Origin of the sequence: Pseudomonas sp. rhizo25 (assembly GCF_031931935.1) — a bacterium.
GTDB classification, from domain to species: Bacteria; Pseudomonadota; Gammaproteobacteria; order Pseudomonadales; family Pseudomonadaceae; genus Aquipseudomonas; species Aquipseudomonas synxantha.
This window is the reverse complement of record NZ_JAUJXA010000004.1, coordinates 44,366-69,088: the sequence shown is the minus strand read 5'-3', so window position 1 is coordinate 69,088 and position 24,723 is coordinate 44,366. Positions and strand designations below refer to the sequence as shown.

Sequence of the window (24,723 nt, the reverse complement as noted above, 5' to 3'; positions counted from 1 at the left end):
AGCGGTGAATCAGTCACCGGATGGGTTTGCTGTCACACCGCTATCGGGAGCAAGTCGAATCGTCGCACCGCCCCTCCCACATTGGATCTCCATTGTTTGTGCCTATACCTTATGACTGGAAATTGATTATGAAAAAAACACTGCTCACCCACCCAGTCAAAGCACTGGCCCTGGCCTTCGGGTTGTTCAGCTCGGTAGTATTCGGCGCCGATGCGCCACTGAAAATCGGCACCACCGCCGCCTTCGCCATTCCCCTGGAAGCGGCCGTAGAAGAGGCCGGCAAACAAGGCCTGAAGGTCGAGCTGGTGGAGTTCACCGACTGGATCGCCCCCAACGTCAGCCTTGCCGCCGGTGATATCGACGTGAACTATTTCCAGCACATCCCCTTCCTGGAAAACGCCAAGGCCGCCGCCGGTTTTGATTTGGAGCCCTATGCGCCGGGCATCATCAATAACATCGGGCTGTACTCGAAAAAGTACAAAAGCATTAGCGATCTGCCCGAGGGCGCCAGCGTGGCGATTGCCAACGACCCCATCAACAGCGGTCGCGGCCTGCAACTGCTGGCCAAGGCCGGGCTGATCACCCTCAAGCCGGGCGTAGGCTACAAAGCCACCGAAGAAGACATCATCGCCAACCCGAAAAAGATCAAGATCCTGCAAGTGGAAGCGGTGCAACTGGTACGCGCCTATGACGATGCGGACTTGGTGCAGGGCTACCCGGCGTATATCCGCCTGTCCAAGACCTTCGATGCAGAGTCGGCGCTGCTGTTCGACGGCCTGGACCACCCGGAATACGTGATCCAGTTCGTCATCCAACCCAAGAGCAAAACCGACCCTCGGGTAATCAAGTTCGTCGACATCTACCAGCACTCGCCAGTGGTGCGTGCGGCGCTGGATAAATCCCTCGGCAAGCTCTACCAAGTCGGTTGGGAAGATAAAAAATGACCGCCGCCAACGCCCAACTGCGCGACCTGGGCCATGCGCCCAGGGACGCCGAGCAGACTGAACTGCACCCGGACCTCAACCGCGCCCACGTACGCTTTATCAACCTGGGCAAGACCTACGGCGGCACGGTACACGCCCTGCAAGGCATCGACCTGGCGATCCAGCGTGGCGAAGTGTTCGGCATCATCGGCCGCAGCGGCGCCGGTAAGTCATCGCTGATCCGCACCATCAATCGCCTGGAGCAACCCAGCAGTGGGCGGGTGCTGATTGATCAAGTCGACATCGGCGGCTTCGACGAGGACCACCTGGTGGCGCTGCGGCGGCGCATCGGCATGATCTTCCAGCACTTCAACCTGATGTCGGCCAAGACCGTATGGCAGAACGTCGAGTTGCCGCTCAAGGTTGCCGGCGTACCCAAGCCCCAACGTGAGCAAAAGGTGCGTGAGCTGTTGGAACTGGTGGGTTTGCAGGACAAGCACACCGCCTATCCGGCGCAGCTCTCTGGCGGGCAGAAACAGCGCGTTGGCATTGCCCGCGCGCTGGTGCACGACCCCGAGATTCTGCTGTGCGACGAAGCCACCTCGGCCCTCGACCCGGAAACCACCCAGTCGATCCTCGGCCTGCTGCGCGAGATCAACCAACGCCTGGGCCTGACCATCGTGCTGATCACCCATGAGATGGCGGTAATTCGCGAAATCTGCGACCGCGTGGTGGTGCTGGAACACGGGCGAATCGTCGAGCAAGGCCCGGTGTGGCAAGTGTTCGGCAACCCCCTGCATGAGGTCAGCAAGACCCTGCTCGCACCGCTGCAGCACGGCTTGCCGCCTGAATTGCAAAGCCGCCTGCAACCCACACAATCCCTGGCGGGCGCGGCGCTGGTGCTGCGCTTGCAGTTCACCGGCAGCGATAGCGATGAGCCGGACCTCGCCGCCTTGTTCAGCGCCCTCGGCGGACGCGTGCGTTTGCTGCAAGGCGGTGTGGAACGCATCCAGGGGCATGCCCTGGGGCAATTGCTGCTGGCGGTGAATGGCTCGCCGCACAACGCCGAAGAGCTGCGCAACCGCGCCAGCAATTGGGCGCAACAGGTGGAGGTGCTCGGTTATGTGGTTTGATCGTTTAGTGCAGGGCGCCATCGACACCCTGTTAATGGTCGGCGTGTCATCGCTGATCGCCTTGCTGGTAGGGATTCCCCTGGCGGTGTTCCTGGTCACCAGCGACAAGGGCGGCATCTATCAGGCGCCGGCCCTTAACCGCGTGCTGGGGGCGTTCGTGAACTTGTTCCGCTCCATTCCGTTCCTGATCCTGATGGTGGCGCTGATCCCCTTTACCCGGCTGATCGTCGGCACCACCTATGGCGTATGGGCGGCCGTGGTGCCGCTGACCATCGCCGCCACGCCGTTCTTTGCACGCATCGCCGAAGTCAGCCTGCGCGAAGTCGACCACGGCCTGATCGAAGCCGCGCAGGCCATGGGTTGCCGACGCTGGCACATCATCTGGCACGTGCTGTTGCCCGAAGCGCTGCCGGGAATCGTCGGCGGCTTCACCATCACCCTGGTGACCATGATCAACTCATCGGCCATGGCCGGGGCGATTGGTGCCGGTGGGCTGGGCGACATTGCCTATCGCTATGGCTACCAGCGTTTTGATACGCAGATCATGCTGACGGTGATTGTGCTGCTGGTGGTCCTGGTGGCGGTGATCCAGTTGGGTGGTGATCGATTGGCGCGGGTGTTGAACAAGCGCTGAGGTATAGTTCACCAACCTCAGCCGCAGCCGTGCGCCATGCCATGAAACTTGCCCCCGAAGACCTCAACCAGATCACCACCACCACCCTCGGCCATTACAACAAGGTGGCCGAAGACTTCCGTGAAGGCACCCGCGATCACGATGTGAGCCAGAACATCGACGCGTTATTGCGGCACATTCAGGGCCCCGCGCCGTTTACCGTGTTGGATTTCGGCTGCGGGCCGGGCCGGGATTTGCAGACCTTCACCCGCATGGGGCATATCGCCGTGGGGCTGGATGGCTCCGAGCGTTTCGCGCAGATGGCGCGGGAGGACAGCGGCTGCGAGGTGCTGCAGCAGGACTTTCTCAAGCTGGACCTGCCCGCCGAGCGCTTCGATGGCGTGTTTGCCAATGCGGTGCTGTTTCATATTCCCAAGCAGGAACTGCCGCGGGTTCTCAAGCAGCTGCATGGCACGTTGAAGCCCGGGGGCGTGCTGTTCAGCTCCAACCCTCGGGGCGAAAACCAGGAAGGCTGGAATGGGCCGCGGTATGGGTCTTATCACGATCTGGAGGCGTGGCAGGCGCTGCTGATTGAGGCCGGGTTTGAAGAGCTGGAGCATTACTACCGCCCGGCCGGGGTGCCTCGGGAGCAGCAGCCTTGGTTGGCGAGTGTGTGGCGCCGGTCTTAAGTGATTTATTACCTGGTCTGACGCTATCGGGAGCAAGCCCCCCTCCCACATTTAAATGTGGGAGGGGGCTTGCTCCCGATGGTCTCAATGGCGTTGCTGATCTACCTGATACACCACCGGTTTTTCACCTTCCACCAGCGCTGTGACACTGCGCTCGGCATACCCTTCTTTTTCCATGGCCGAAAAGTTCGCCACCAACCGCGTGCCATCGGCGAACGTGGTTTGCTGCAGCTGTTTGTCCGCTGTCAGCCAACGAAAATCCGTCATCGCCTGGGTCGCCAAACGCTGGTGCAGTGGTCGGAAAAACCGGTCCTGGCGTTGAATCACCGGCAAGCGCGCCTTAAGCGTCGCCGCACTCAGGTGATACAGCGGCGGCACGTTATAGAGCAGTTGGGTCAACTCATTCTCAACCTGCACATTGCTCAATTTCAGGCTATCGAACAGCCAGTGATGAGTGGTGATCACCGAGCCGTGGAACACCGCCTGGTACAACGGCAGGCGCATGCTCGGCTCGAAATACACCGTGCGAAACGGCTCTTTCAATGGCACAGGTTTGAAAAACACCGTCGGTTGCTCCGGCGGGAACCAGTTGCCGACGTAATGGGGCGACTGCTTGTCCTGGGTCATGTCCCGATCCCCCCAGCCCATGACCGGCGTCTGCATACCGTGGGCAAACAGAATGCCCTGGGCAGTAGTGGCGTTGCCGTCTTCGGAGCCGGCCGGCACCTTGAGCACGCTGTTGAGCCAGCGGGACGCATCGATATTGCCCGCGGCGTTTTGCGCCTGGGTCATGGACGCTCCATCCCGGTAGCTGTCGAACAGCATGCCGGTGGCATAGGCGTCGAGGAACCAGGCGTTGAAGCCGGCCTTGGCCTGCACGGCCCGCACCCGCGCCTCCAGCAACGGTCGCACGCAGCGGGGGTCGGTGTAGTGACCGGACTGCTGGAAGCCGGTTTTCAGCTTGCCGTCCTTGAGCATGATTGCGCAGTTGCGGTAAGCCTGGTCGCCCTGGTGGGCCGTAGTCCAGTCCGGGTTCTCGGCCGCGGACAAAGCGGTTTCGTAGGAATCGTAGGGCGCGATCAGAAATCCCGCGTCGACACCGGCGCGAATCGCTTCGGGATGCCAGAGGCCGCCTTCCCAGCCTTCGCCCAGGGTCAGCAGCAGACGAGGCAGGCCGGCATCGCGCAGGCCTTGGATAGTCTTGCTGCCCCAGCTTTCAGGGCTGCCGCCCAAGGCTCCGGCGAATGCTGTCGCCAGCTCCTGGCGCAGTTCACCATAGCGGGCGGCGAGTCGCGTCATGTCCGGCTCCTCGACTTGCCACGCCTGGCGCGCCTGCTTGTTGATTGCGGCGTTAAGGCCACGCAACAGCGCCGCCTGCTCATAACGACTTAACGCCGTGGTCTGCGCCAGCACCTTGGCCGCTTCCTTATCAAACAGGGCAGCAAGCGCATGACCGCGTAGCCGCTCGACCAACTTCGGCCAATCACGCACATCGTCCAGCGCCAGCAGGTCATTGCCCCACAGGTAGGCATGGCTGGCGCCCAGCAGTTTTTCTGCCTCGGGGGTCTGGCGCAGCTTGTCCGCCAACGGCTCATATTTGCCCTGCTCTACCAGCCACTGGCGGTAGCGCTTGGCTCCGGCCAAGGGGTCGGCGTCGCCCAGGTGCAGACGTAGCGTCATCGGTGCGCTGGAGTCCAGCGTGGTGAACTCATGGGTCAGGGACAGCGCCAGGCCTTTGCCTTCCGCCTGCCATTGGAGGCGGTTGTTGTAGGGGTTGGTCAGCAGCCAGTTGAGGGTAAAGCTTCCATGATCCATGCCCCATAACGGCAGGCTCAGGTCCTGGGTGGTATTGAGCGCGCCCTGCTCCTGCAGGAAAGCCTGCCATATGGCATTGCCGGCGGGTACGTAATGCCCTTCGGCCAAGGGCCAGAGCAAGCCTTGGCCCATGGCTTCGGCGGGCTGGCGCAGCAGCGGCAACTCGCCAGGCTGACTGGCGTTGATGGTCAAGGCCAGGTCGCGTTGTTCAAGGCGTGCGGTCAGGCGATAGGCGCCGCTGTCCCATTGCCAGCTGGCCTGGTCGGAGCTGTTCTGCACTTGGCTGACGCTATGGGCAGTGATGCCGCTGGAGACGTTCACCGAGGCCTGGCCCGATGGCGTCACACGCAGGGCCAGGGTGGCCGGGTCCAACTCGATGCGCCAGAGGGCGTTTTCCAGCACGGTAGCGGCAAAGGTCGGCGGCGACAGCAGGAGCGCACAGAGCAGCACGGTGGAGCGCAGGCAAGACATAGGGATCGACCTGGGGGAGGGTAAGACATGCAGCGATTGGGCGGGGCGGCAAGCGGACTTTTCGGAAGCTTCCCACAGTTGTTCAAGCGCTATGAAGATCAAAATGTGGGAGGGGGCTTGCTCCCTCCCACATTTTTAACCGTGTTGTTCCTGTTGCTCCTGCTTCGGTTCGCGGATCTTGTACCAGGCCACATACAGCGCCGGCAAAAACAGCAGCGTCAGCAAGGTGGCAATGATAATCCCGCCAATCATCGCGTAGGCCATCGGCCCCCAGAACACTTCGCGGGCGATGGGGATCATGCCCAGGCTCGCGGCAGCGGCCGTAAGCAGGATCGGTCGGCGCCGGTGTTCAGTGGCTTCCACCACGGCATCCCACGGCGTGTAACCGGCCACCTCATATTCGTGGATTTGCGTCACCAGGATCACCGAGTTACGAATGATGATGCCGATCAGCGCCAGGATACCCAGGATCGCCACAAAGCCCATGGGCGTGCCCGTGGGGATCAACGCCAGCACCACGCCGATCAGCCCCAGGGGCGCGACGCTCGCCACCAGGAACATCTTCTGCACGCTGTGCAACTGGATCATCAGGAAGGTGGCCATCAGGAACAGCATCAACGGCACTACCTTGGCGATAGGCCCCTGGGCCTTGCCGCTTTCTTCCACGGTGCCGCCGGTGGCAACTTTGTAGCCTACCGGCAAGTCAGCGCCGAATTTCTCGATGGTCGGCGCCAGTTGCTTGACCAGGTCCGTCGGCTGCATTTCATCGCGCACCGCAGCCTTGACGGTGATGGTCGGCTTACGGTCGCGTCGCCACACCAGCGGTTGCTCCAGCTCGTAACGCACGGTGGCGAACGCCAGCAGCGGAATCGAAGTGCCGTTGGGCGTAACGATCTGCAGGTTCTGCAAGGTTTCCGGGGTGCCACGCTCGGCATCTTCGGCGCGGCCGACCACATTGATCAGGTAGATATCGTCGTGCACCTGGGTCACCGACGCACCGCTGACCACGCTGTTCATCAACTGCGCCACGTCTTCCGACGACAGCCCCAGTTGCCGCGCCTTGTCCTGGGCAATGTCGACCCGCAGGACTTTGCCCGGCTCGTTCCAGTCGTAGATGATCTCGCCCAGGTGGGTGTTCTGGTCGAGCAAGGTCGCCAGCTCGATAGCATGCTTGCGCACCTGATCGATGTCTTTGCCGGACACGCGGTACTGGATCGGCCGCCCCACCGGCGGGCCCATTTCCAGCGGCTGCACATAGCTGCCGATGCCGACAAAATCATCGCGCAGGCGCTGTTGCAAGCGGGCGATCAACGCACCACGCTCTTCCAGGCCCTTGCTGACAATCACCAACTGCGCGTAGTAGGGGTTTTCCAACTGCTGGTCCAGCGGCAGGTAGAAACGGATCGCGCCCTGACCGATATAAGTGCTCCAGCGGGCTATGTCCGGATCGTCCTTGATAATCGCTTCAAGGCGATCGACGGCCTTGCGTGTCTCGTTGATCGAGGCGTTTTGCGGCAGGTTCAAATCAACCAGGATTTCCGGGCGATCCGATGACGGGAAGAACTGGTTCTGCACAAACTGCATGGAAAACACCGAGGCCGCAAACAGGCCCACAGTGATACCGATGGCCCACCAACGGTTGCGCATGGCCCACAGCATGCCGCCATTGAACGCACGACCGATGCGTCCGGGCTCAGCATTGTGCGGCTTCACATTGGCGCTGAGGATGTGCACACCGATCACCGGTGCAAACAGCACCGCCACCACCCACGACACCAGCATCGCCACGGCGATCACCGCGAACAGGGTAAAGGTGTACTCGCCCGCCGAACTGGCGTTGAGGCCAATCGGTACAAAACCGGCCACGGTCACCAGGGTACCGGTGAGCATCGGGAACGCGGTGGAGGTGTAGGCGTAGGTCGCCGCCTGCTCCTTGGTTTCGCCTTTTTCCAGGCGCGTGATCATCATCTCGACGGTGATCATCGCATCGTCCACCAACAGGCCGAGGGCGATGATCAACGCACCGAGCGACACTCGCTGCATGGTGATGCCGCTGTATTCCATGAACACGAATACCAGCGCCAGCACCAGCGGAATCGAGCACGCCACCACCAGGCCGGCGCGCATACCCAGGCTGATAAAACTCACCACCAGCACGATGATCACCGCCTCGAACAGCGCGCTGGTAAAGCCACCGACGGCCTCTTCCACCACCTCGGCCTGGTCGGACACCTTGTGCACACCAACGCCCACCGGCAAGTCAGCGGTCAGCTCGTCCATACGCTGGTGCAGGGCCTTGCCGAACGACTGGATATTGCCGCCCTTCTGCATCGCAATGGCCAAGCCGATGGCCGGCTTGCCGTTGAAGCGGAACATTGGCCGCGCCGGGTCGACATAGCCACGGCTGATGTCGGCGATATCCGCAAGCCGATAGAAACGGTCATTGAGGCGCAGGTTGACGTCAGCCAGGTCCTTCTCAGAGGCGAACTGCCCTGAGGTGCGCACCGATATGCGCTCCGGCCCGGCCTCGATCACCCCGGCCGGGGTTACGGCGTTCTGCGATTGCAGGCTTTGCACGACCTGGCGCTGGTCGATCCCCAATGCGGCAAGTTTGCGCGTGGAGAAATTCAGGTAGATCACTTCGTCCTGCTGGCCGATCATCTCGACCTTGCCCAGCCCCGGCACTGAGCGGATCTCGGCGCGCACCTGCTCCACGTAGTCGCGCAACTGGCGCATCGACAGGCCGTCACCGGTAAAGGCATACACCGAACCGAATACATCACCAAACTCGTCGTTGAACGACGGTCCCTGCAAGCCCTGGGGGAAGGTGCCGCGGATGTCATCGATCTTCTTGCGCACCTGGTACCAGATGTCGGGGATGGCATTGGCGCTGGTGGTGTCCTTGAGAAACACGAACACCGTCGATTCGCCGGGCCGGGTGTAGCTTTTCACGTAGTCGAGGGAGTCCAGCTCTTCGAGTTTTTTCTCGATGCGGTCAGTGACCTGCTTGAGGGTTTCTTCCTGGGTCGCGCCCGGCCAGCGGGTCTGGATGACCATGGTCTTGATGGTGAACGAGGGGTCTTCCTCGCGGCCCAGGTTCATGTATGAAAACACGCCCATCAGCAGCGCGACGAACATCAGATACCACACGAAGGACTGATGCTTGAGGGCCCAGTCGGATAAGTTGAAACTCCCTTTCATCGCGAACTGCCCTCGTCGATTTTGACTTTTTGCCCGGGTTTCAGGCTGTTCACGCCGGCGGTGACAATGCGCTCGCCGGGTTTGACGCTGCCGTTGAGCAAGACACTGTTGCCGCTACGGCTAAGGACGCTGACCTCACGGGGCTGCACAGTCTGGCTCTGGGTATCAAGCATCCAGATGCGGGTCTTGCCGTCGTCTTCCTGCAGGGCGCTCAGGGGCAGTTCGATGCGCGGGGCAATGGCGGTGCTCAAGGTCACGCTGATCGCGGTGCCGAGGCGGAACGCGGGCGGTGTTTCGGCCAGGCTCAGGCGTGCGCGGCGAGTGCGCGTGGCGCTCTGGGCCTGGGGTTCGATCTCGCGCACGACGGCGGTGGTATGCACGCTGGGGTCCAGTTGCCCGGCGACCAGGAACACCACATCTGCCGGCAGGCGCTCGGCCAGGCCGGCGGGAAGGTCGATCACCGCTTCCTTGATGTCCGGGCGCGCCAGGGTCACCACTTGCTGGCCGGCACTGACCACCTGGCCGGCCTCGGCATTCCAGGCGGTGACGATGCCGGCGTGGTCGGTACGCAGCTCGGCGTAGTTGAGTTGATCCTTGGCCTGGTTGACCGAAGCACGGGCCTGGTCGAGGGTCGCCTGGGTGGTTTTCAGGTCGGTCTGGGCTACGTCCAGCTGGGCCTGGGCGCCCACGCCCCGATTGAACAGCTCCTGCTGACGGCGCGCATTGGCCTGGGCATTGATGAACTGCGCCTGCACGCGGGCCAGGTCGCCCTGGGCGGCGCGCAATTGGTTCTGCTGGTCGGTGGGGTCGAGCACGGCAAGCAAGGCGCCCTTCTCGACTTCGGCGCCCACATCCACGGCGCGGCGCGCGATGCGACCGGACACGCGAAAGCCCAGGTTGCTTTCGTAGCGGGCCTGGATGGTGCCGGCGAAGCGGCCGAGGTGTTCCTGGTCCTCTGCCTTCACTTCCATGGACAGCACCGGGCGTATTGGTTCGGGCGGTGCTTCTTCCTTGGAGCAGGCCATCAGCAACAGGCTCGTGGCGACGATAACCGTCAGTTGCTTCATGGCTGGGCTCCTTGCTGGGCGATCTCGACCTGCATGCCGGGGTGCAGTAATTGCCCACCGGCCACCACGACTTTTTCCCCGCCCTTGAGACCGTCGCCAATGATCACTTTGCCGGTAAGGTAGCGCGCCACCGTGACCTTATGCAGTTGCGCCTTGCCGTCGCCGTCGATCAGCCACACGGCGGGTTCGCTGAGGTCTTTGGTCAACGCGGCCCAAGGCAGCTCGATGCTGGCCTTGGCCGGGCCGTTGGCCGTGGCACTCACCACCGACCCCAGCTCCATACCCTTGGGCAGACTTTGCAGGGCAATCTTCACTTGGAGGGTGCCAGTATTGGCGGCCACGGCAGGTGTCACTTCACGGACCTTGCCCACAGCCTTGATGCTTGGGTTATCCAGCAGGCTGACGGTGATCGGCGCATCCGACGGCGGCTCCACCAGCAGCGACTCATAGACGTTGAACACTGCATCACGCTCACCATCCCGGGCCAGACTGAAGATCGGCACCGTGGCTTGTACCACCTGGCCGACTTCGGCCTGGCGCGCTGTAATAACCCCCGGCGCATCGGCGACCAACGCGGTGTAGCCCAACTGTTCGCGGGCATTGGCCAGTTGCGCCTGGGCAGCGGCCAGGGCGCTTTGGCTGCTGCGCAACGCAGCCTGGGCGGCGTCGTATTCGCTGCGACTGGTGTAGCCCTTGGGCAAGAGTTTTTCCTGGCGCACAAAGGCGGCGGCGGTCTGCTTGACCCGCGCCTGTTCGGCCACGACCTGGGCCTGGGCGGAATCGACATTGGTCTGCAGGTCCTTGGGGTCGAGCTTGGCCAGCACTTGCTTGGCACTCACCCGGTCGCCCACATCCACCATGCGCTGGATGATCTTGCCGCCCACGCGAAAGGACAGGTCGGTCTGCACCCGCGCCTGGATATCCCCGGTGAGTGTCACCGCTGCGGCGAAATCCGCCGACTGTACAGTTTGTACAAACACCCGGGAATGCTGCTTGGGCTCGGCTTTGTCTTGGCCACAGCCGCTCAGCAGCGCCAGGAGGCCAAGGCTGAAAATAAATGTCGAAGTACGACCGCCCATGCAGGCTCCTTTTGCGCGACGCAAGGTACAAGTGTGTATGCGACTGTGAGCTTAGATCAGGGTTCCTTATCTGCATGGAGGATCCCATACTCCAATGGTTCCCATGCCGGCTAAATACACATGCTGAAAACCCTCGCGGTGGCCAATTACCGCTCGATCAATAAATTGGTGGTGCCCCTGGACCGGCTGAATCTGGTGACCGGGCCCAATGGCAGCGGCAAGTCCAACCTGTATCGGGCCCTTCGCTTGCTGGCCGAAACCGCACAGGGCGGGGTGATCAATGCCGTGGCCCGTGAAGGTGGGCTGGACTCGACCTTCTGGGCCGGCCCGGAAACCATCACTCGGCGTATGCGCAGCGGCGAAGTGCCGGTGGAGGCCACCGCGGCCCAAGGGGTCAAACGCCTGCGCCTGGGGTTTGCCGGGGAGGATTTCAGCTACGCCATCTCCCTGGGCCTGCCCATCCCGGTCCCCGGCAGCGAATTCAAACTAGACCCGGAAATCAAAAAGGAATGTATCTGGGCCGGCCCCCTCTACCGCCCGGCCAGCCTACTGGTTCAGCGATCCGGGCCGATGGTACGGGCGCGTGACGGCCGCGCCTGGGATGTATTGGCCCAGCACACACCCAACTATCACAGCCTGTTCGACCAGGTGGGCAACCTGCGTGGCTCGCCGGAAGTGTTGCTGCTACGCGAGAGTATCCGTGGCTGGCGTTTTTATGATCACTTTCGCAGTGATGTGGATGCGCCGGTGCGCCAACCCCAATTGGGCACCCGCACACCGGTGTTACATCACGACGGCCGGGACCTGGCCGCAGCGTTGCAGACCATTCGCGAAGTGGGCGACGCCGAGGCATTGCAGCACGCCGTCAGCGATGCATTCCCGGGGGCACGCCTGAATATCCAACCCTTGCAGGGCGGGCGGTTTGCAATCGAGTTTTATCAGGAAGGCCTGCTGCGTCCCTTGTCGGCAGCGGAGTTGTCGGACGGCACCTTGCGTTACCTCCTACTGATCGCCGCGCTGCTGACGCCACGGCCACCGACCATGATGGTGCTGAACGAACCCGAGACCAGCCTGCATCCGGATCTGCTGCCGGCGTTGGCGCGCCTGATTGCCCAGGCGTCGATGCATTGCCAGGTGTGGGTGGTGTCCCATGCCAGCCGCTTGATTGCGGCGTTGCAGCAGGATGAGGGGTGTAATTCGATTGTGCTGGAGAAGGTGATGGGGGAGACGCGGATCGTCGGACAGGGGATGTTGGATGGGCCGGCTTGGCATTGGCCGGAGTAGGCGGTGGCTGTGCTGGCCTCATCGATTCGACTTGCCCCCGATGAGGCCCGGACAGCCAACACAAAGTCCAGAGATCAGCCCTGCCACTTCCCGCCTTCAACAATCACACTTTCAGGCTTGGTGTCATCGCTCAGCTCTTTGCGCACGTATTGGTCATACAGCTTGAGCAGGAACTTCTCCTCACCCAACTTCGCCAACTCGGCATTCACCCAGTCGCGCAGTTCGATATTGCCCTTCTTCACCGCCGGGGCAATCGGCGCTTCATCACCGAGTTTTTCTTCCAGCACGCGGTAACCCGGGTTCTGCTTGGCCCAGCTGAACAGCACCAGGTTGTCTTGCGCATAGGCATCACCACGCCCCGCCGATAACGCTTGCAACGACTCGGAGTTTTTCTCGAACTTGAGCAGCTTCCAGTCCGGGTGGTTCTTGGTCAGCCAGATATCAGCCGTGGTACCGGTGGTGACGATGGTCGTACGGGTCGCCAGGTCAGCCAGGTTTTTGACCGTACTGTCATTGGGCACCAGGGCCTGTACCGCGACTTTCAGGTTGGGGTTGGTGAAGTCCACCGCTTCCTTGCGTTCAGGCGTCACGGTCATGTTGGCGAGGATCAAGTCGACCTTGTCGCTTTGCAGGAACGGAATGCGGCTGGCCGGTTCCACGGCCACGAATTCAACCTTGTTTTCGTCGCCCAGCAGGTCCTTGGCGAATTGGCGGCCGATGTCGGTATCGAAGCCGACATAGCGCCCGGCTTCATCGACAAAGCCAAATGGTGGCTTGTCGGTAAACACGCCGACGATCAGCTTGTCCCGCGCCTTGATCTTGTCGATATAGCTCGCAGCAGCAACAGGTTTGGCAGGCTCTTCGGCCTTTTTATCGCAGCCGGCCAGTAAGGCGACGGCAAACAGCGGCAGCAGTAACTTTTTCATATCAGCTCCAGTTCCTTGATCTTCTTGGGCAGTGTTGAAACAAAGGAGAACTTCTCCAGGAACTGCTGCGCGCGTGCGGTCTGCGGGTTCGTAAAGAATGCCTCGGGGGTGTTGTGTTCGAGGATGCGGCCGGCCTCCATGAACACCACGCGGTCGGCGACGGCACGGGCGAAGGCCATTTCATGGGTGACGATCAGCAGGGTCATGCCATCGCGGGCCAGGCCCTGGATGACTTCCAGCACCTCCTTGACCATCTCCGGGTCAAGGGCGGCGGTGACTTCGTCAAACAGCATGACCTGGGGGTTCATGCACAACGAGCGGACAATGGCGATGCGTTGCTGCTGGCCGCCGGAGAGCTGGCGCGGGAAGGCGTCGCGCTTGTCGGCCAGGCCTACGCGCTCGAGAAGTTTTTCAGCCTGCGCACGGGCCTCGCGGGGGTCGCGCTTTTGCACCTTCAGCGGGCCGAGCAGGATGTTGTCGAGCACGCTCATGTGCGGGAACAGGTGGTAGCTCTGGAATACCATGCCGATGTCCTGGCGGACCTGGCGCCAGTCGGTGCTTTTGTGCAAAAGCTCGTTGCCGGCGAAACGCAGGCTGCCGCTGTGTGCGACTTCCAGCCCGTTGAGGCAACGCAGCAAGGTGCTTTTGCCACAGCCGCTGGGGCCGAGGATCACCACCACTTCGCCGCTTTGCACACTCAGGTCGATGCCCTTGAGCACCTGTTGGTCACCGAAGAATTTATTGAAACCCTGGAACTCGATCAATGCGCTCATGCTTGGGCCCAGCGCCGTTCCAGCACCTTGGAGGCGGCCGACAACGGGTAGCAGATAAAGAAGAAAAACAGGAACAGCGCGCCGTAGATCAGTACCGATTCGTAGGTGCGCTCGATGATTTGCTGGCCGACCTTGATCACATCCACCACGCCGATCAGCACCGCCAGGGAGCTGGTCTTGATGAGGCGCGTGTAGACGTTGATGGTCGGCGGTGTCATGCGCTTAAGCGCTTGGGGCAGCAGCACATAGCCGTACAACTGCGGGTCGGACAGGCCAATCGACAAGCCCGCTTCGCGCTGGCCGCGGGGCAGCGAATACAACGCGCCGCGTACCACTTCACCCACCTCGCTGGCGCCCCACAACGACAGCACCAGCACCGCACACCAGAAGCTGGGGATGCTCAGGCCAAAGAAAATCGGCAGGCCGAAAAACAGCAGGTACAACCACACCAATACCGGAATCGCACGGAACAGCTCCAGGTAAACCCGCAGCACCAGGTTGACCAAGCGGTTACCCAAGGTGCGCAGCACGCCGTACAACACGCCGCCCAGCGTACTGAACGCGATGCTCAGCAACGAAATCGACAGGGTTTGTGCCGCGCCCTTGCCCAGTTGCGGCAACGACACCCACAACAACTCAAGACCCGAACTGGCCATGCTGGAGCCTCCTTTCCAGGCGGCTGAGCAGCAGCGACAGCGGCAAAAACAGCAGCACGCAGATCAACGTCAGCACGGCGAGCATTTCGTAGGTCTTGTAGTAAAGGGCGATATAGCTCTTGGTGGTGTAGAGAATTTCCGGCACCGCCACGGCGGAAACTACAGTGGTCTCCTTGAGCAGGAAGATGAAGTTGGCGAACAACGCCGGCAGGCTGAGAATGCCGGCCTGGGGCAGGATCACGTGGCGCAGCAGCTGCCAATCGGACAGGCCAATGGACTTGCCCGACTCGATCTGCGCCAGCGGCACCGCTTCCACCCCGGCGCGCAGCACTTCGGTGAGGTAGGCACCGCCAAGAAAGGTCATGGTGATGATCGCCGCCCAGAACCCGGAGATATTCACGCCCAGGGCCGGCAGCGCGAAGTACACGAAGAACAGCTGGATCAGCAGCGGCGTATTACGCGCCAGCTCCACATACAACGCCACCAGGCGCGACAGGTATGGCGTGCGAAACACCAGCAGCGCCGCGTTGATCAGCGCTACCAGCAACGAGGTGCCAATGGCGATCAGGCCCACTTGCAGCGTCACGCCCACGGCTTGCAGGAAGGCAGGCAGGGTGCTGAGGATAAAAGCGAAATCGAAGGTCATTGTGAGTCCATGACGCCGCGGGGTAATGCGGCGAGCGCAGTCCGTTCCGACAGGGATAACGTCGGGTAGCGCGAACTTTAAAGCTATAAAAAGTAAAATTTAAATACCTAAATAGCATATTGATATCACCCAAAAAGATAACCCCGGAGTTCGGGTGCGAACTATGGTTGCAGGGGTCTGTGTTTCGAGGGAATGAACGATGAACGAAGCAAAACCGATTGATCCGCAGGAGCTGGTGAAATGGTTGGTGGCGTTGCGCCGGGCGATTGAGAGCCGCACGCTCTGACACACTGAAGATCAAATATGAGATGGAGATCAAATGTGGGAGGGGCTTGCTCCCGATAGCGGTCAGTCACAGATGTACTGACTGAACCACTGTTATCGGGAGCCCCCTCCCGCCTTTAATCGCATTCCAAGGTTCAGGCATAAAAAAACGCCGACGCTGTAGTAGCCGTCGGCGTTCAAACCTTGAAGGGGGTTTTGAGTTACATCAGAACGCCGGCACTACCGCGCCGTTGTACTTCTTCTCGATGAAGGCTTTGACTTCCGGGCTGGTCAGGGCCTTGGACAGTTTCTGAATCGCGTCGCTGTCCTTGTTGTCCGGGCGAGCGACCAGGAAGTTTACGTAGGGCGACTTGGCGTCTTCGATGATCAACGCATCCTTGGCCGGGTTCAGGCCCGCTTCCAGGGCGTAGTTGGTGTTGATCACATCCAGGTCAACCTGGTCGAGCACCCGAGGCAGCAAGGCCGATTCCAACTCCTTGAATTTCAGGTGCTTGGGGTTTTCCTTGATGTCTTTTGGCGTGGACAAGGCGTTGGTCGGGTCTTTGAGCGTAATCAGGCCGTTCTTTTGCAGCAGCAGCAGGGCACGACCACTGTTGGAGCCTTCGTTCGGGATGGCAACGGTAGCGCCGTCTTTGAGATCTTCAATTTTCTTGATCTTCTTCGAGTAACCACCGATGGGTTCAACGTGCACACCGACTACGGTGACCAGGTTGGTGCCTTTGCCCTTGTTGAAGTTTTCCAGGTACGGCAGGGTCTGGAAGTAGTTGGCATCCAGGCGTTTTTCGGCAACCTGCGTATTGGGTTGTACGTAGTCGGTAAAGACTTTGATTTCCAGGTCCACGCCTTCTTTGGCCAGGGTCGGCTTGATCAGCTCGAGGATCTCCGCATGGGGGATCGGCGTGGCGGCCACCACCAATTTCTCGTTGGCCTGCGCGAAGCCGGCAGTCAGGGCAGCCGCCAGTGCGGTAAACAACAGAACCTTTTTCATGCAGTGTCCTTTTATAACGACCGTTTTTATGTGAGGTGCCAGCGAAGTGCTATCGCGGCGTGGGAGGGACAATACCTAGATTTTTTATTCCCGAACAATATCTTTTATTCACGTTGATATTCCATTTTGTTCATGTAGGAATTTACGCAGTGATGCCTGCTCGGCTGGGCTGGCACTGGCATAGATCCGCCGCACCTGCTCCAGCGGTGAACCCGTCACCGGCAAGTTCAAATGCTCGGGCAGGATTTCTTCACCGCTGCTCACCAGCAAGGCAAAGTGAATGACGTTTTCCAGTTCACGGGTATTGCCCGGCCACGCGTGGTGTTCCAGCACACGTTGGGCGGCGTCGCTGATCAGTGGCACCGGCAGATCCAGGCGCTGGCTATAGATACCGAGGAAATATTCGGCCAGGGACAATATATCCCCCACCCGCTCACGCAACGCTGGCAGCTCCAACTGGCCTTCGCTCAAGTAATGAAACAGGCGCTCATGAAATTTACCCACCGCCACCGCCTGGGCCAGGTCAATGCTGGTGGCAGCCACCAGGCGTACATCCACCGGGCTTGGCTGATGGGCGCCGACGCGGGTGACTTCGTGGTTTTCCAAGGCCGCGAGCAACTTGACCTGAATCGGCAGCGGCAAGTCACCAATCTCATCCAGGTATAAGGTGCCGCCATTGGCCGAGCCGAACCAGCCGGCGCGGCTGCTGGCGGCACCACTGTAGCTACCGGCGGTGTAGCCGAACAATTCGGCGTCGGCGTAAGTCGGGCTGATCGCGCCGCAATTGACCGAGACAAACAAGCCGGTGCGATCACTGCCACGGTGGATGTGTCGCGCCAGCAGCTCCTTACCGCTACCGGTTTCACCGCGAATCAACACTGGCAAGGCACGCGGGGCTAGGTTTTCCAGCTCTTCACGCAGTTGGCGTGAGCGGGGGTCGACAAATACCAGCGCCTTGGCGCGGATGCTCAGCGGGCTTTTTTCGGCGTCGGGAAAGGTCAGCAGCGGCTGGCCGAAGATTTCTTGACTCATGGCAGGCTCCCGCCCCCAATCCACTCAGGGACGGGGCGTTGAAAAAATATCAGGCACTGCGCCGAGCATGATGCTCGAGGCGGTTTTGCAGGCGATAGAGATAAGCGAAACCCTGCTCCCAACGACGGTGGCCGGACTTCACATTGATATGCCCGGCACCGGACAAAATGCCGGCTTCGGCGCCCCACTGACGCGCCAGCTCCAGGGCCCGCGGGGCGCTGACGGCGCTGTCGTTGTCGGAGCTGACCACCTGGCTGGGGAACGGCAGCAGGTCGGTAGGAATTGGCGCAAAGTTACGCAGGGCGGGCGCGCAGGCCGGGCGTTCGACATCCGCCGGCGCCACCAGCAACGCGCCGCGTACCTGACGCAAGCAATGCACCGGTGCAGTAGCTGCCCAGTGCGCGACGGTGATGCAACCCAGGCTATGGGCGATCAGGATCACCGGCGTGCTGTCGGCGGCAATCGCCTCGGCCAGTGCGGCTACCCAGTCCTCGCGGCGCGGGGTCAGCCAGTCAGCCTGCTCCACGCGGGCGCTATTGGGCAGGCTGTGCTGCCAATGGGTTTGCCAATGATCTTCTGGCGATCCTTGCCAGCCCGGCACGATCAGGTAACGAATCGACTCGCTGTGCATGGGTGTGCCCTCCTGCAGCGTTTAACGTTGCTAAGCAGTATAGGGTCGACCCAGCCACATAATAAGGAATAAAAAAGAATTTATTAATAACCAAAATGACTTTTCAGCCATCCTTCGTTTTGCGCCAGGCGTGCATCAAGAATTGCCCAACGCGGCCCCGACTGAAGATGACGGGGGCGCATAAGCGGATGATTAATGACTGCCACTTTTTGCCTGCAGAGGCTCCTCGGCATCAGCGCGAATGAGCCATGGAGTGCTCTCCCCCGATCTCGACGTCAAGCTTGTGACGCATCGCCATGTAATGCCCCTGCGATTCACTCAAGCGTGCTGCATAGTTTCTCGGCAGCACCACGTTCGTATTTACCGCTTCTACCAAGTCATTCACAGTAGGGAAAAAGCCGTACCCTGCTTCACCCAGCACATCAGCAAAGAGTTTAGGCCCGGTAATCTCGAAAATTTTCTTTTCGTAGTTTTTATAAGCTTGCCGCTCGGCAGTGGTTGAATGAGCGTCAAGCATTGGACGATGCGTATCCAACCAAGGTTTATTTTCCTTGAAGCGCTTATAAGACTGCTCCAGGATTTCCTCAAGCAATGGGTTATCCGCATGGCTGGAAAAGTTACTGGTATTGAAGCCTTGAAAATCCGCAGGCTCGTAATTAACAGGCGCATTCATCAAAATATCAGTGGGTGAGGCATTGAGTTCGACATTACCCACATTGACAGTGAGCGAATCATCCGTATCCAGGTAGATGCCACCGTGCTTTTTTATCAAGACGACGCGCATCACATCCGATGACGCTGCAAGGTTCTGCCCTTGGCCTGAGCGAAAATACTGATACATTTCTGCATACTGGCTCGCATTAAACGCCTGAAAAGCTTCATCTTGTTTCAAGTCGTGGACTTCCAGCCCGCCCACCTTATGATCCAGAGCAGACGTGATGCTCTCAAGCACCCGTGCATTATTAGCATCTACATGAACGATGGATTTATACCCAGGACTCTTTCTCGAGTTTTCGAGAATATTTTGGATTAAATGCTCCGGCATTTCATTTCCAGCCCAAAAGTAGTGAATCACTTTCGGTAGCGGCGCAACGTTCGATGGTAACGGCGGCAAGCTTGGGAACCTGACGGTCTTGTTTTCGGTGGCGGCGGGCGCGTTTTGTCTGCCTGCAAGCGCTTCGCTTCTAGTACCAGAGGCCCATCGGCCTTCACCCTCGCGCCAATAGAAAATGTCATTGACCGTGCCGTCATGATTGACGCCGCGCCACAGGCCTGCGGCTACGTCATACCTGACCTCATTTGAGTAGCCATTTACGAATACACGATAATGTTCCGAGGAGCCCATCTTAAAAACGTCGTCCATGGGCATGGTGAACTCATCAAGCAGCGAGGGCGGCGACAGCGGGCTCATCGGATACCCGATCTGGCCATTGATACGCTGAGGAGGATTCAGGAACGCAGGCCGCTGGTCAGCTAACCGAGTGGGCGCCTGGCGTCCGGCATCAATGCCCGCCGCCACAAATTGGCTGGCTTCGTTGCGCCCGGCCTTTGCCGTTGCCAGCGCCTTGGCAAGCGGTGCCCCTGCATGGCCGGCCAGTGGCGGCACTGCGTTCAAGACACCAAAGACAATACGGTCAGTGCCCGAAGCCTTGCCCTTGGCAACGTCATCGATGCCAATACCCACTTGGGTCGCACCGGCAGCCAGGTAGAATGCATCCAATGCAATCGCGACTTCCGGCATCACCAGCGCCAGGGGCGTCATGAACATTGCCGCTTTTACGGCTTCTTCCACGCCCTGGGCTATTTTGTTCTTCGTGTAGTCACTGTCGCTGACGATTGCGTTATCGGCATCCGAGTAAGAACGCGCTTTCTGCCGGACCATGACTTGTTGGAAAGGATCGCCACTCAACGGGTCGAGCGCAATAAAGCGTTCCGGCACCCAACCATTAAGCTCAGACAGGAAGGCATTTCCCGACGCCTGGGCATCGGACCAGTTGCCCAAGCCCTCCAGGGTTTGCCGTACACCATCCGAAAACGCTTTGCGGGCCTGATCCTTCAGGGAAAAGTGCGTCAACAGCGACTCGCGTTTTACCGGGTCAGACGCCTGCATGGCGAGCCAGGTTCGCATTTGCCCGGGATTATCGAAACGGTGTATCGGCGACGAATTACCCGGGATGTACAGCAACGTCAGCTGCGTGTGCCGATCTGTCACAAACATCAGGTCCGTGGACTGCAAACCGTTGATGCTCAGCAAACCCATGTCCAGATTCGGATCCTTGACCGCAGGATGGGCAAAATCCCCGAGCGTCAGCTCAGACCACGCCTTCCGCGCGACAGGCCCCAAGGCTCGCTGGGCCAGATCTGCCTCGACAGGATCGAGCGTACCCTCCAGACGCTGTAGATTGATCGCCTTGACGAAGGCGATTTTGCTCAAGGATGCATAAGAACCCGTGTGCTTTTCCCAGAACCCATCAAGCGTGCCTTTGTAGAGCTGGGTCCTTTCGGTATCCCATACCAGCGCCTTGAAGCCACTGACAGGGATCGAAACCTTGGTAGCCGCAGTATAAAGCGCAGTTTCGGGAGGCTGCGGTTCGCGATAGATGGCTTGTCGGCTGCTCGCAGACCGTATGAGTTCGTCTACTTTGTTGTAGCCATATACCAAGGGCGAAAAGTACTGGGCAAACTTTCGAAACCAGCCTTTGTCATCTTCAATCGGTGTATCTTGCCTATTCTTTAATGCTGCCTGTGTCAGGGTTATTTTTTCTACAACATCTTTTTCATCTTCACTGTCGCTCTTGAAGGTCACAAGGTAGGTTTTGTCCGGATCGACCTCTACCCCCCAACTCTGTTTGATTTTAGCCGCGAGAATAGTTGAAATTTCTTTCTCGGGTGAAACAAAGTCGTCTGCATGTTTTTTTATGTACGTCTCTATTTCAACATTCTGCCTCGGCGTTGAACGGCCAGCGTCCGCCCCACGGGAGAGACCGGCCGATTGCGCTATTTGCGCAGAGATTTCACGTTTTATAGAACCAGAACGGCGGGTCCAGGCGTTGGCCAAAGGATGTGCCGCACCTGACGCCATGGGTGAAGTAACAGTTTGTATTGGTTGCGATTGTGATACTTGCGCGCTCGAATCAAAACGCGTGTTCACGTGATGAGCAGGAAAACCAATAGTCATACTTTTCTCCATAAATATAATAACTCCCTGTACAGCAGAGCATAATTACATCACGGAAAATTGCACTCTCTGAAAAACTAAAAAACATGTACAGTTTTTACCGAAACAACATCAAGAAACAACACATCAGCTCACATAATCCAGTTAAAAAAAAGGCCGCACCCTGCCAAGGAAACGGCCCAAAAAACTTATCGCGGCTTGTTAAACTAACGAGCGGTAATCACCGACAACTTGGTAATCCCTGCGCGCTCAATCGAAGCCATGGCTCGCGCCACTTCGCCATAGTTCACCCCATCGTCAGCCTGCAGTTGCACCCGCACATCGGGGTCCTTGGCCTTGGCCGCCTGCAGGTTGAATTCCAGCAGGTCCGGCTGGATTTCGTCCTTGTTGATAAACAGTTTGCCACCGCCGTCGATGCTCACCACCAACGGGTCTTTCTGCTCGACCGGCGCCACGGCCTGGGTCTTGGGCAGGTTGATCGGGATCGAATTGGTCAACAGTGGCGCGGTGACGATAAACACCACCAGCAACACCAGCATCACGTCCACCAGCGGCGTGACGTTGATCTCGCTCAGCACCTCATCACTGTCTTGCGTGGAGAAGGCCATCTCAGGACGCCTCCTTGACTTTCTGCGGGCTGACGGCGCTGGCTTTGGTCAATGCCGGATGCAGCAGCACGCGGAACGAGTGCTTCTGCGCCAGGCTGTAGAAGTCGTGGGCAAAGTCATCCAGGTCTGCGGCCGTCAGCTTCAGGCGGCGCAGGAAATAGTTGTAGACCAGCACCGCAGGCACGGCCACAGCGATCCCCACGCCGGTCGCCACCAGCGCCGCGCCAATCGGCCCCGCCACGGTTTCCAGGCTGGCGGACCCGGCAGCGCTGATGCCCTTCAGGGCTTCCATGATCCCCCATACGGTGCCGAACAGGCCGATAAACGGCGAGGTACTGCCGATACTGGCGACTACCGCCAGGCCGGTTTCCAGGGAGCGACGCTCACGCACAATCTGCTGGCGCAGCGCGCGTTCAAGGCGGTCCTGATGGTTGATCGCCTGGCTCAAATCCGCAGCGTGGGTGGAATCACCCACCTGAATCGCCGCATAACCGGCCTGGGCTACGCGAGCGGCCGCACCAGGTTGGGTCTCGGCCAGTTCAGCGGCCGAGTCGAGGCTCGACGCCGCCCAGAACTGTTTGTGGAACTTGCGATCTTGGGCCTTCAGACGACCGAACTGCACACCCTTCAATAAGGCCAAACCCCAGGTGGCAACTGAAAAGGCCACCAGCAGCCAGATCACCGCGCTTTCGATGGATTCAAGTGGAGATGCTAATGCCATGATGTTTTCCCTCTGTGCAGGTCGCGGCGTAAGCACACCGCGGCCGAATAATTAATGAATCTTGAAATCGATCGGTACGCTGACCCAGCCGTCCTGGGCCACATCGCCCTGCTTGGCCGGCACGAAACTCCAGCGCTTCACGGCCGCCAATGCGGCATCATCCAGTTGCTGGCGACCACTGCTTTTCTGCACCTGGATCTCACCCGGCTTGCCACTGGCCAACACATGCACCCGCAACAACACCGTGCCTTCCCAGCCGCGACGCTGAGCAAGTGACGGGTACTCCGGCGCCGGGTTCTTCAGGTACGCGGCGTTGGCCGACGCGGGCGTTACCGGGGCTGGTGCCGCTGGTACGGGCGCAGCAGGTGGCGCTGGCGTTGGCGGTGCAGGTGGCTGTTCGACGGCCTTGGGTACCGGCTTGGGCTCTGGTTTAGGCACCGGCTTGGGTTTGGCTTTTGGAACCGGTTTGGGCGGCGCCGGCTTGGCCGCCAATTCATCCACAACCGGCGGCGGTGGCTCGACCACGGGCGGTGGCGGGGGTGGCGGTACGGGCGGTGGCGGCTCAACCACCGGCGGCGCCGGCTGGGAAAACTCGATGGTCATCGGCGGTATTTCCGGCGGCACAATCGGCAGCACCGGGGTGGGTTTCTGGCTCACCCAATAAATCACTGCGCCGTGCAACGCCAATACCAGTAACCCGAGCAGGAGCCCTTCACGACGGCTCGAGAAACGCTTCGGCGTCTTTTGTAAGCGCAATTGCCCCAATGGCGCGCGGTGCGGTCGGCCAAGGTCGACCAACTCACCACTCGGTGCCTGGCGCCATGGCGCCTCATGTGCACTGGCGGCGGTCTGGACATTGCCCATTGATTCACTCCCTACGGCTTTGAAAAACCGACGGGCCTGCAGGAGCGGCCGTCGAGGGCTGAATCATCGGGGCCTGACACTTATCTCTTAAAGTAATCTTTAAAGTTATAGATAGATCAAAAACACATAAAGAAAATCGCTGACAACCTCAAAGCCACGTCGTGCGTGGCCTAGCGCCAAGCCGCTGTTTTTCAATGCTTTCCAGGCATACAAAATATTCAACAAAGGTATGGCTCAGTGCAGGTTCCCTCCACACATTGCCAGCAATTCGTCCAACAGCGTCTGCCCCGCCGCGCCTAAGCCATTGCGGCCATACAACGCCAATCGCACACCGTGAACCGCGGGCAAGCCACTCTCGGCGCCGAGGATGCGATGGCCCGGTTGCAGCACCCGCTCCGGCAACAGGCTGATGCCCAGGCCTGCCGCCACCGCCGAACACACGCTGGCCAGACTGGCGCTGGAGTAGCCGATACGCCAGCGCCAACCGCAGCGTTCGAGATGATGGAGCATGTCATTGCGGTAAAGGCCGCCCACTGGAAAGGCCACCAGCGGCAGTGGGTCGCGGCCCAGCGCCGGGGTGCTCAGGCTGTCGACCCAATACAAGGGTTCCGGCCACGACGCCATGCAGTCGTCGCTGTCGCCCATCTGCTTGACTAACAACACATCGAACTCCCCACCCCGGTACTGGCGCTGCAATTCCGGGCCGAGGCCACTGGTGACCTCCAATCGCACCCGTGGATAGGCCACGACAAACGCCGAGAGCAGCGGCATCAGGCGCTCGGCGGCGAAATCCTCCGGCACACCGAGGCGCAGCACACCGTCGCTCTGCTGGTTGATCAACACGTCGGCAGCTTCTTCGTGCAGTGCCAGGATACGGCGCGCATAAGCTAGCAAGCGCTCGCCCTCGGCGGTGGCCACCACGTGGCGCTGGTCGCGGTCCAGCAACTGGCACGCCACCGCGTCTTCCAGGCGGCGGATCTGCTGGCTGACGGTGGACTGGGTCAAATGCAGGCGCTCGGCGGCGCGGGTGAAATTGCCGCAGTCCACCACGGCGACAAAGCTGCGCAACAACACGGGATCGAACAAAGGCGTCACCATCACGTTTGCCACTGATTGGCATGTTTATATTTAATTTCAGCA

Annotated in this window: 21 protein-coding genes; 5 read left to right on the top strand and 16 right to left on the bottom strand. The window is 60.1% G+C overall.

The window, feature by feature from the left end; translation table 11 throughout:
* The first annotated feature begins 128 nt into the window (after positions 1-128).
* Genes QZR30_RS10200 through QZR30_RS10185 form a run of 4 tightly spaced genes read left to right on the top strand, consistent with a single transcriptional unit; the run spans position 129 to position 3,358 of the window.
* Entirely contained in the window at positions 129-944 is an 816-nt protein-coding gene (locus tag QZR30_RS10200; RefSeq protein WP_056847225.1) for a MetQ/NlpA family ABC transporter substrate-binding protein, read from the top strand.
* Entirely contained in the window at positions 941-2,056 is a 1,116-nt protein-coding gene (locus tag QZR30_RS10195) for a methionine ABC transporter ATP-binding protein (protein ID WP_046070402.1), read from the top strand. The genes QZR30_RS10200 and QZR30_RS10195 overlap by 4 nt, the downstream gene beginning before the upstream one ends.
* Positions 2,046-2,690 carry a methionine ABC transporter permease gene (locus tag QZR30_RS10190; RefSeq protein ID WP_034117212.1) on the top strand — a complete coding sequence of 215 codons (645 nt, stop codon included), beginning with the start codon at positions 2,046-2,048 and terminating at the stop codon, positions 2,688-2,690. Before QZR30_RS10195 ends, QZR30_RS10190 begins: the two co-directional genes overlap by 11 nt.
* A gap of 41 nt (positions 2,691-2,731) precedes the next feature.
* Positions 2,732-3,358 carry a class I SAM-dependent methyltransferase gene (locus tag QZR30_RS10185; protein WP_046070401.1) on the top strand — a complete coding sequence of 209 codons (627 nt, stop codon included), beginning with the start codon at positions 2,732-2,734 and terminating at the stop codon, positions 3,356-3,358.
* Between the two features lie 84 nt (positions 3,359-3,442).
* On the opposite strand, the gene QZR30_RS10180 is transcribed toward QZR30_RS10185, so the two are convergent.
* The 4 genes from QZR30_RS10180 to QZR30_RS10165 all read right to left on the bottom strand — a co-directional run bounded on the left by QZR30_RS10180 (position 3,443) and on the right by QZR30_RS10165 (position 10,991).
* A complete protein-coding gene (locus tag QZR30_RS10180; protein WP_068965955.1) occupies positions 3,443-5,644 on the bottom strand; it encodes a glycoside hydrolase in 2,202 nt (733 codons plus the stop codon).
* Positions 5,645-5,779: 135 nt separating this feature from the next.
* Positions 5,780-8,845, bottom strand: coding sequence for an efflux RND transporter permease subunit (locus QZR30_RS10175; RefSeq protein WP_056847227.1), 3,066 nt, complete (start codon positions 8,843-8,845; stop codon positions 5,780-5,782).
* Positions 8,842-9,912 (bottom strand): efflux RND transporter periplasmic adaptor subunit, encoded by a 1,071-nt coding sequence (locus QZR30_RS10170; protein ID WP_046070398.1) that lies wholly within the window; start codon positions 9,910-9,912, stop codon positions 8,842-8,844. Before QZR30_RS10170 ends, QZR30_RS10175 begins: the two co-directional genes overlap by 4 nt.
* Positions 9,909-10,991, bottom strand: coding sequence for an efflux RND transporter periplasmic adaptor subunit (locus QZR30_RS10165; protein ID WP_046070397.1), 1,083 nt, complete (start codon positions 10,989-10,991; stop codon positions 9,909-9,911). The genes QZR30_RS10170 and QZR30_RS10165 overlap by 4 nt, the downstream gene beginning before the upstream one ends.
* A gap of 120 nt (positions 10,992-11,111) precedes the next feature.
* Here QZR30_RS10165 and QZR30_RS10160 point away from each other — a divergent pair, with 120 nt between their 5' ends.
* Positions 11,112-12,275, top strand: a complete 1,164-nt coding sequence (locus QZR30_RS10160) for an AAA family ATPase (RefSeq protein ID WP_046070396.1) — start codon at positions 11,112-11,114, stop codon at positions 12,273-12,275.
* Between the two features lie 74 nt (positions 12,276-12,349).
* Here the strand turns inward: QZR30_RS10160 and QZR30_RS10155 are convergent, their stop codons facing one another.
* The 12 genes from QZR30_RS10155 to QZR30_RS10100 form a co-directional block, all read right to left on the bottom strand.
* Complete coding sequence (locus QZR30_RS10155) at positions 12,350-13,201, bottom strand: transporter substrate-binding domain-containing protein (protein WP_046070395.1); 852 nt, start codon at positions 13,199-13,201, stop codon at positions 12,350-12,352.
* Positions 13,198-13,974: an amino acid ABC transporter ATP-binding protein gene (locus QZR30_RS10150; protein WP_046070394.1), complete on the bottom strand. Its 777-nt coding sequence runs from the start codon at positions 13,972-13,974 to the stop codon at positions 13,198-13,200. The genes QZR30_RS10155 and QZR30_RS10150 overlap by 4 nt, the downstream gene beginning before the upstream one ends.
* Positions 13,971-14,630, bottom strand: a complete 660-nt coding sequence (locus QZR30_RS10145) for an amino acid ABC transporter permease (protein ID WP_046070393.1) — start codon at positions 14,628-14,630, stop codon at positions 13,971-13,973. The genes QZR30_RS10150 and QZR30_RS10145 overlap by 4 nt, the downstream gene beginning before the upstream one ends.
* Positions 14,611-15,276 (bottom strand): amino acid ABC transporter permease, encoded by a 666-nt coding sequence (locus QZR30_RS10140; protein WP_046070392.1) that lies wholly within the window; start codon positions 15,274-15,276, stop codon positions 14,611-14,613. The genes QZR30_RS10145 and QZR30_RS10140 overlap by 20 nt, the downstream gene beginning before the upstream one ends.
* Before the next feature lie 490 nt (positions 15,277-15,766).
* A complete protein-coding gene (locus QZR30_RS10135) occupies positions 15,767-16,549 on the bottom strand; it encodes a MetQ/NlpA family ABC transporter substrate-binding protein (protein ID WP_043050835.1) in 783 nt (260 codons plus the stop codon).
* A gap of 108 nt (positions 16,550-16,657) precedes the next feature.
* Positions 16,658-17,581, bottom strand: coding sequence for a sigma 54-interacting transcriptional regulator (locus tag QZR30_RS10130; protein WP_046070391.1), 924 nt, complete (start codon positions 17,579-17,581; stop codon positions 16,658-16,660).
* Between the two features lie 49 nt (positions 17,582-17,630).
* Entirely contained in the window at positions 17,631-18,212 is a 582-nt protein-coding gene (locus QZR30_RS10125; protein WP_046070390.1) for an alpha/beta hydrolase, read from the bottom strand.
* 232 nt (positions 18,213-18,444) lie between these two features.
* Positions 18,445-21,390, bottom strand: a complete 2,946-nt coding sequence (locus QZR30_RS10120; protein ID WP_311903267.1) for a glycosyltransferase family 32 protein — start codon at positions 21,388-21,390, stop codon at positions 18,445-18,447.
* A 206-nt stretch (positions 21,391-21,596) separates the two neighbouring features.
* The gene (locus tag QZR30_RS10115) at positions 21,597-21,998 is read right to left on the bottom strand and encodes an ExbD/TolR family protein (RefSeq protein WP_046070389.1); all 402 of its coding nucleotides are present in this window, start codon (positions 21,996-21,998) and stop codon (positions 21,597-21,599) included.
* 1 nt (position 21,999) lies between these two features.
* Positions 22,000-22,722, bottom strand: a complete 723-nt coding sequence (locus tag QZR30_RS10110; protein ID WP_108240736.1) for a MotA/TolQ/ExbB proton channel family protein — start codon at positions 22,720-22,722, stop codon at positions 22,000-22,002.
* 48 nt (positions 22,723-22,770) lie between these two features.
* Positions 22,771-23,583, bottom strand: a complete 813-nt coding sequence (locus QZR30_RS10105) for an energy transducer TonB (protein ID WP_056847233.1) — start codon at positions 23,581-23,583, stop codon at positions 22,771-22,773.
* Between the two features lie 234 nt (positions 23,584-23,817).
* Positions 23,818-24,669, bottom strand: a complete 852-nt coding sequence (locus tag QZR30_RS10100) for a LysR family transcriptional regulator (RefSeq protein WP_311903266.1) — start codon at positions 24,667-24,669, stop codon at positions 23,818-23,820.
* Between the last annotated feature and the right edge of the window lie 54 nt (positions 24,670-24,723).

Bases quoted from the DNA above. Each gene is read 5' to 3' on its own strand.
- QZR30_RS10200 (WP_056847225.1), top strand. From the start codon at position 129: ATGAAAAAAACACTGCTCACCCACCCAGTCAAAGCACTGGCCCTGGCC.
- QZR30_RS10195 (WP_046070402.1), top strand. From the start codon at position 941: ATGACCGCCGCCAACGCCCAACTGCGCGACCTGGGCCATGCGCCCAGG.
- QZR30_RS10190 (WP_034117212.1), top strand. From the start codon at position 2,046: ATGTGGTTTGATCGTTTAGTGCAGGGCGCCATCGACACCCTGTTAATG.
- QZR30_RS10185 (WP_046070401.1), top strand. From the start codon at position 2,732: ATGAAACTTGCCCCCGAAGACCTCAACCAGATCACCACCACCACCCTC.
- QZR30_RS10180 (WP_068965955.1), bottom strand. From the start codon at position 5,644: ATGTCTTGCCTGCGCTCCACCGTGCTGCTCTGTGCGCTCCTGCTGTCG.
- QZR30_RS10175 (WP_056847227.1), bottom strand. From the start codon at position 8,845: ATGAAAGGGAGTTTCAACTTATCCGACTGGGCCCTCAAGCATCAGTCC.
- QZR30_RS10170 (WP_046070398.1), bottom strand. From the start codon at position 9,912: ATGAAGCAACTGACGGTTATCGTCGCCACGAGCCTGTTGCTGATGGCC.
- QZR30_RS10165 (WP_046070397.1), bottom strand. From the start codon at position 10,991: ATGGGCGGTCGTACTTCGACATTTATTTTCAGCCTTGGCCTCCTGGCG.
- QZR30_RS10160 (WP_046070396.1), top strand. From the start codon at position 11,112: ATGCTGAAAACCCTCGCGGTGGCCAATTACCGCTCGATCAATAAATTG.
- QZR30_RS10155 (WP_046070395.1), bottom strand. From the start codon at position 13,201: ATGAAAAAGTTACTGCTGCCGCTGTTTGCCGTCGCCTTACTGGCCGGC.
- QZR30_RS10150 (WP_046070394.1), bottom strand. From the start codon at position 13,974: ATGAGCGCATTGATCGAGTTCCAGGGTTTCAATAAATTCTTCGGTGAC.
- QZR30_RS10145 (WP_046070393.1), bottom strand. From the start codon at position 14,630: ATGGCCAGTTCGGGTCTTGAGTTGTTGTGGGTGTCGTTGCCGCAACTG.
- QZR30_RS10140 (WP_046070392.1), bottom strand. From the start codon at position 15,276: ATGACCTTCGATTTCGCTTTTATCCTCAGCACCCTGCCTGCCTTCCTG.
- QZR30_RS10135 (WP_043050835.1), bottom strand. From the start codon at position 16,549: ATGAAAAAGGTTCTGTTGTTTACCGCACTGGCGGCTGCCCTGACTGCC.
- QZR30_RS10130 (WP_046070391.1), bottom strand. From the start codon at position 17,581: ATGAGTCAAGAAATCTTCGGCCAGCCGCTGCTGACCTTTCCCGACGCC.
- QZR30_RS10125 (WP_046070390.1), bottom strand. From the start codon at position 18,212: ATGCACAGCGAGTCGATTCGTTACCTGATCGTGCCGGGCTGGCAAGGA.
- QZR30_RS10120 (WP_311903267.1), bottom strand. From the start codon at position 21,390: ATGACTATTGGTTTTCCTGCTCATCACGTGAACACGCGTTTTGATTCG.
- QZR30_RS10115 (WP_046070389.1), bottom strand. From the start codon at position 21,998: ATGGCCTTCTCCACGCAAGACAGTGATGAGGTGCTGAGCGAGATCAAC.
- QZR30_RS10105 (WP_056847233.1), bottom strand. From the start codon at position 23,583: ATGGGCAATGTCCAGACCGCCGCCAGTGCACATGAGGCGCCATGGCGC.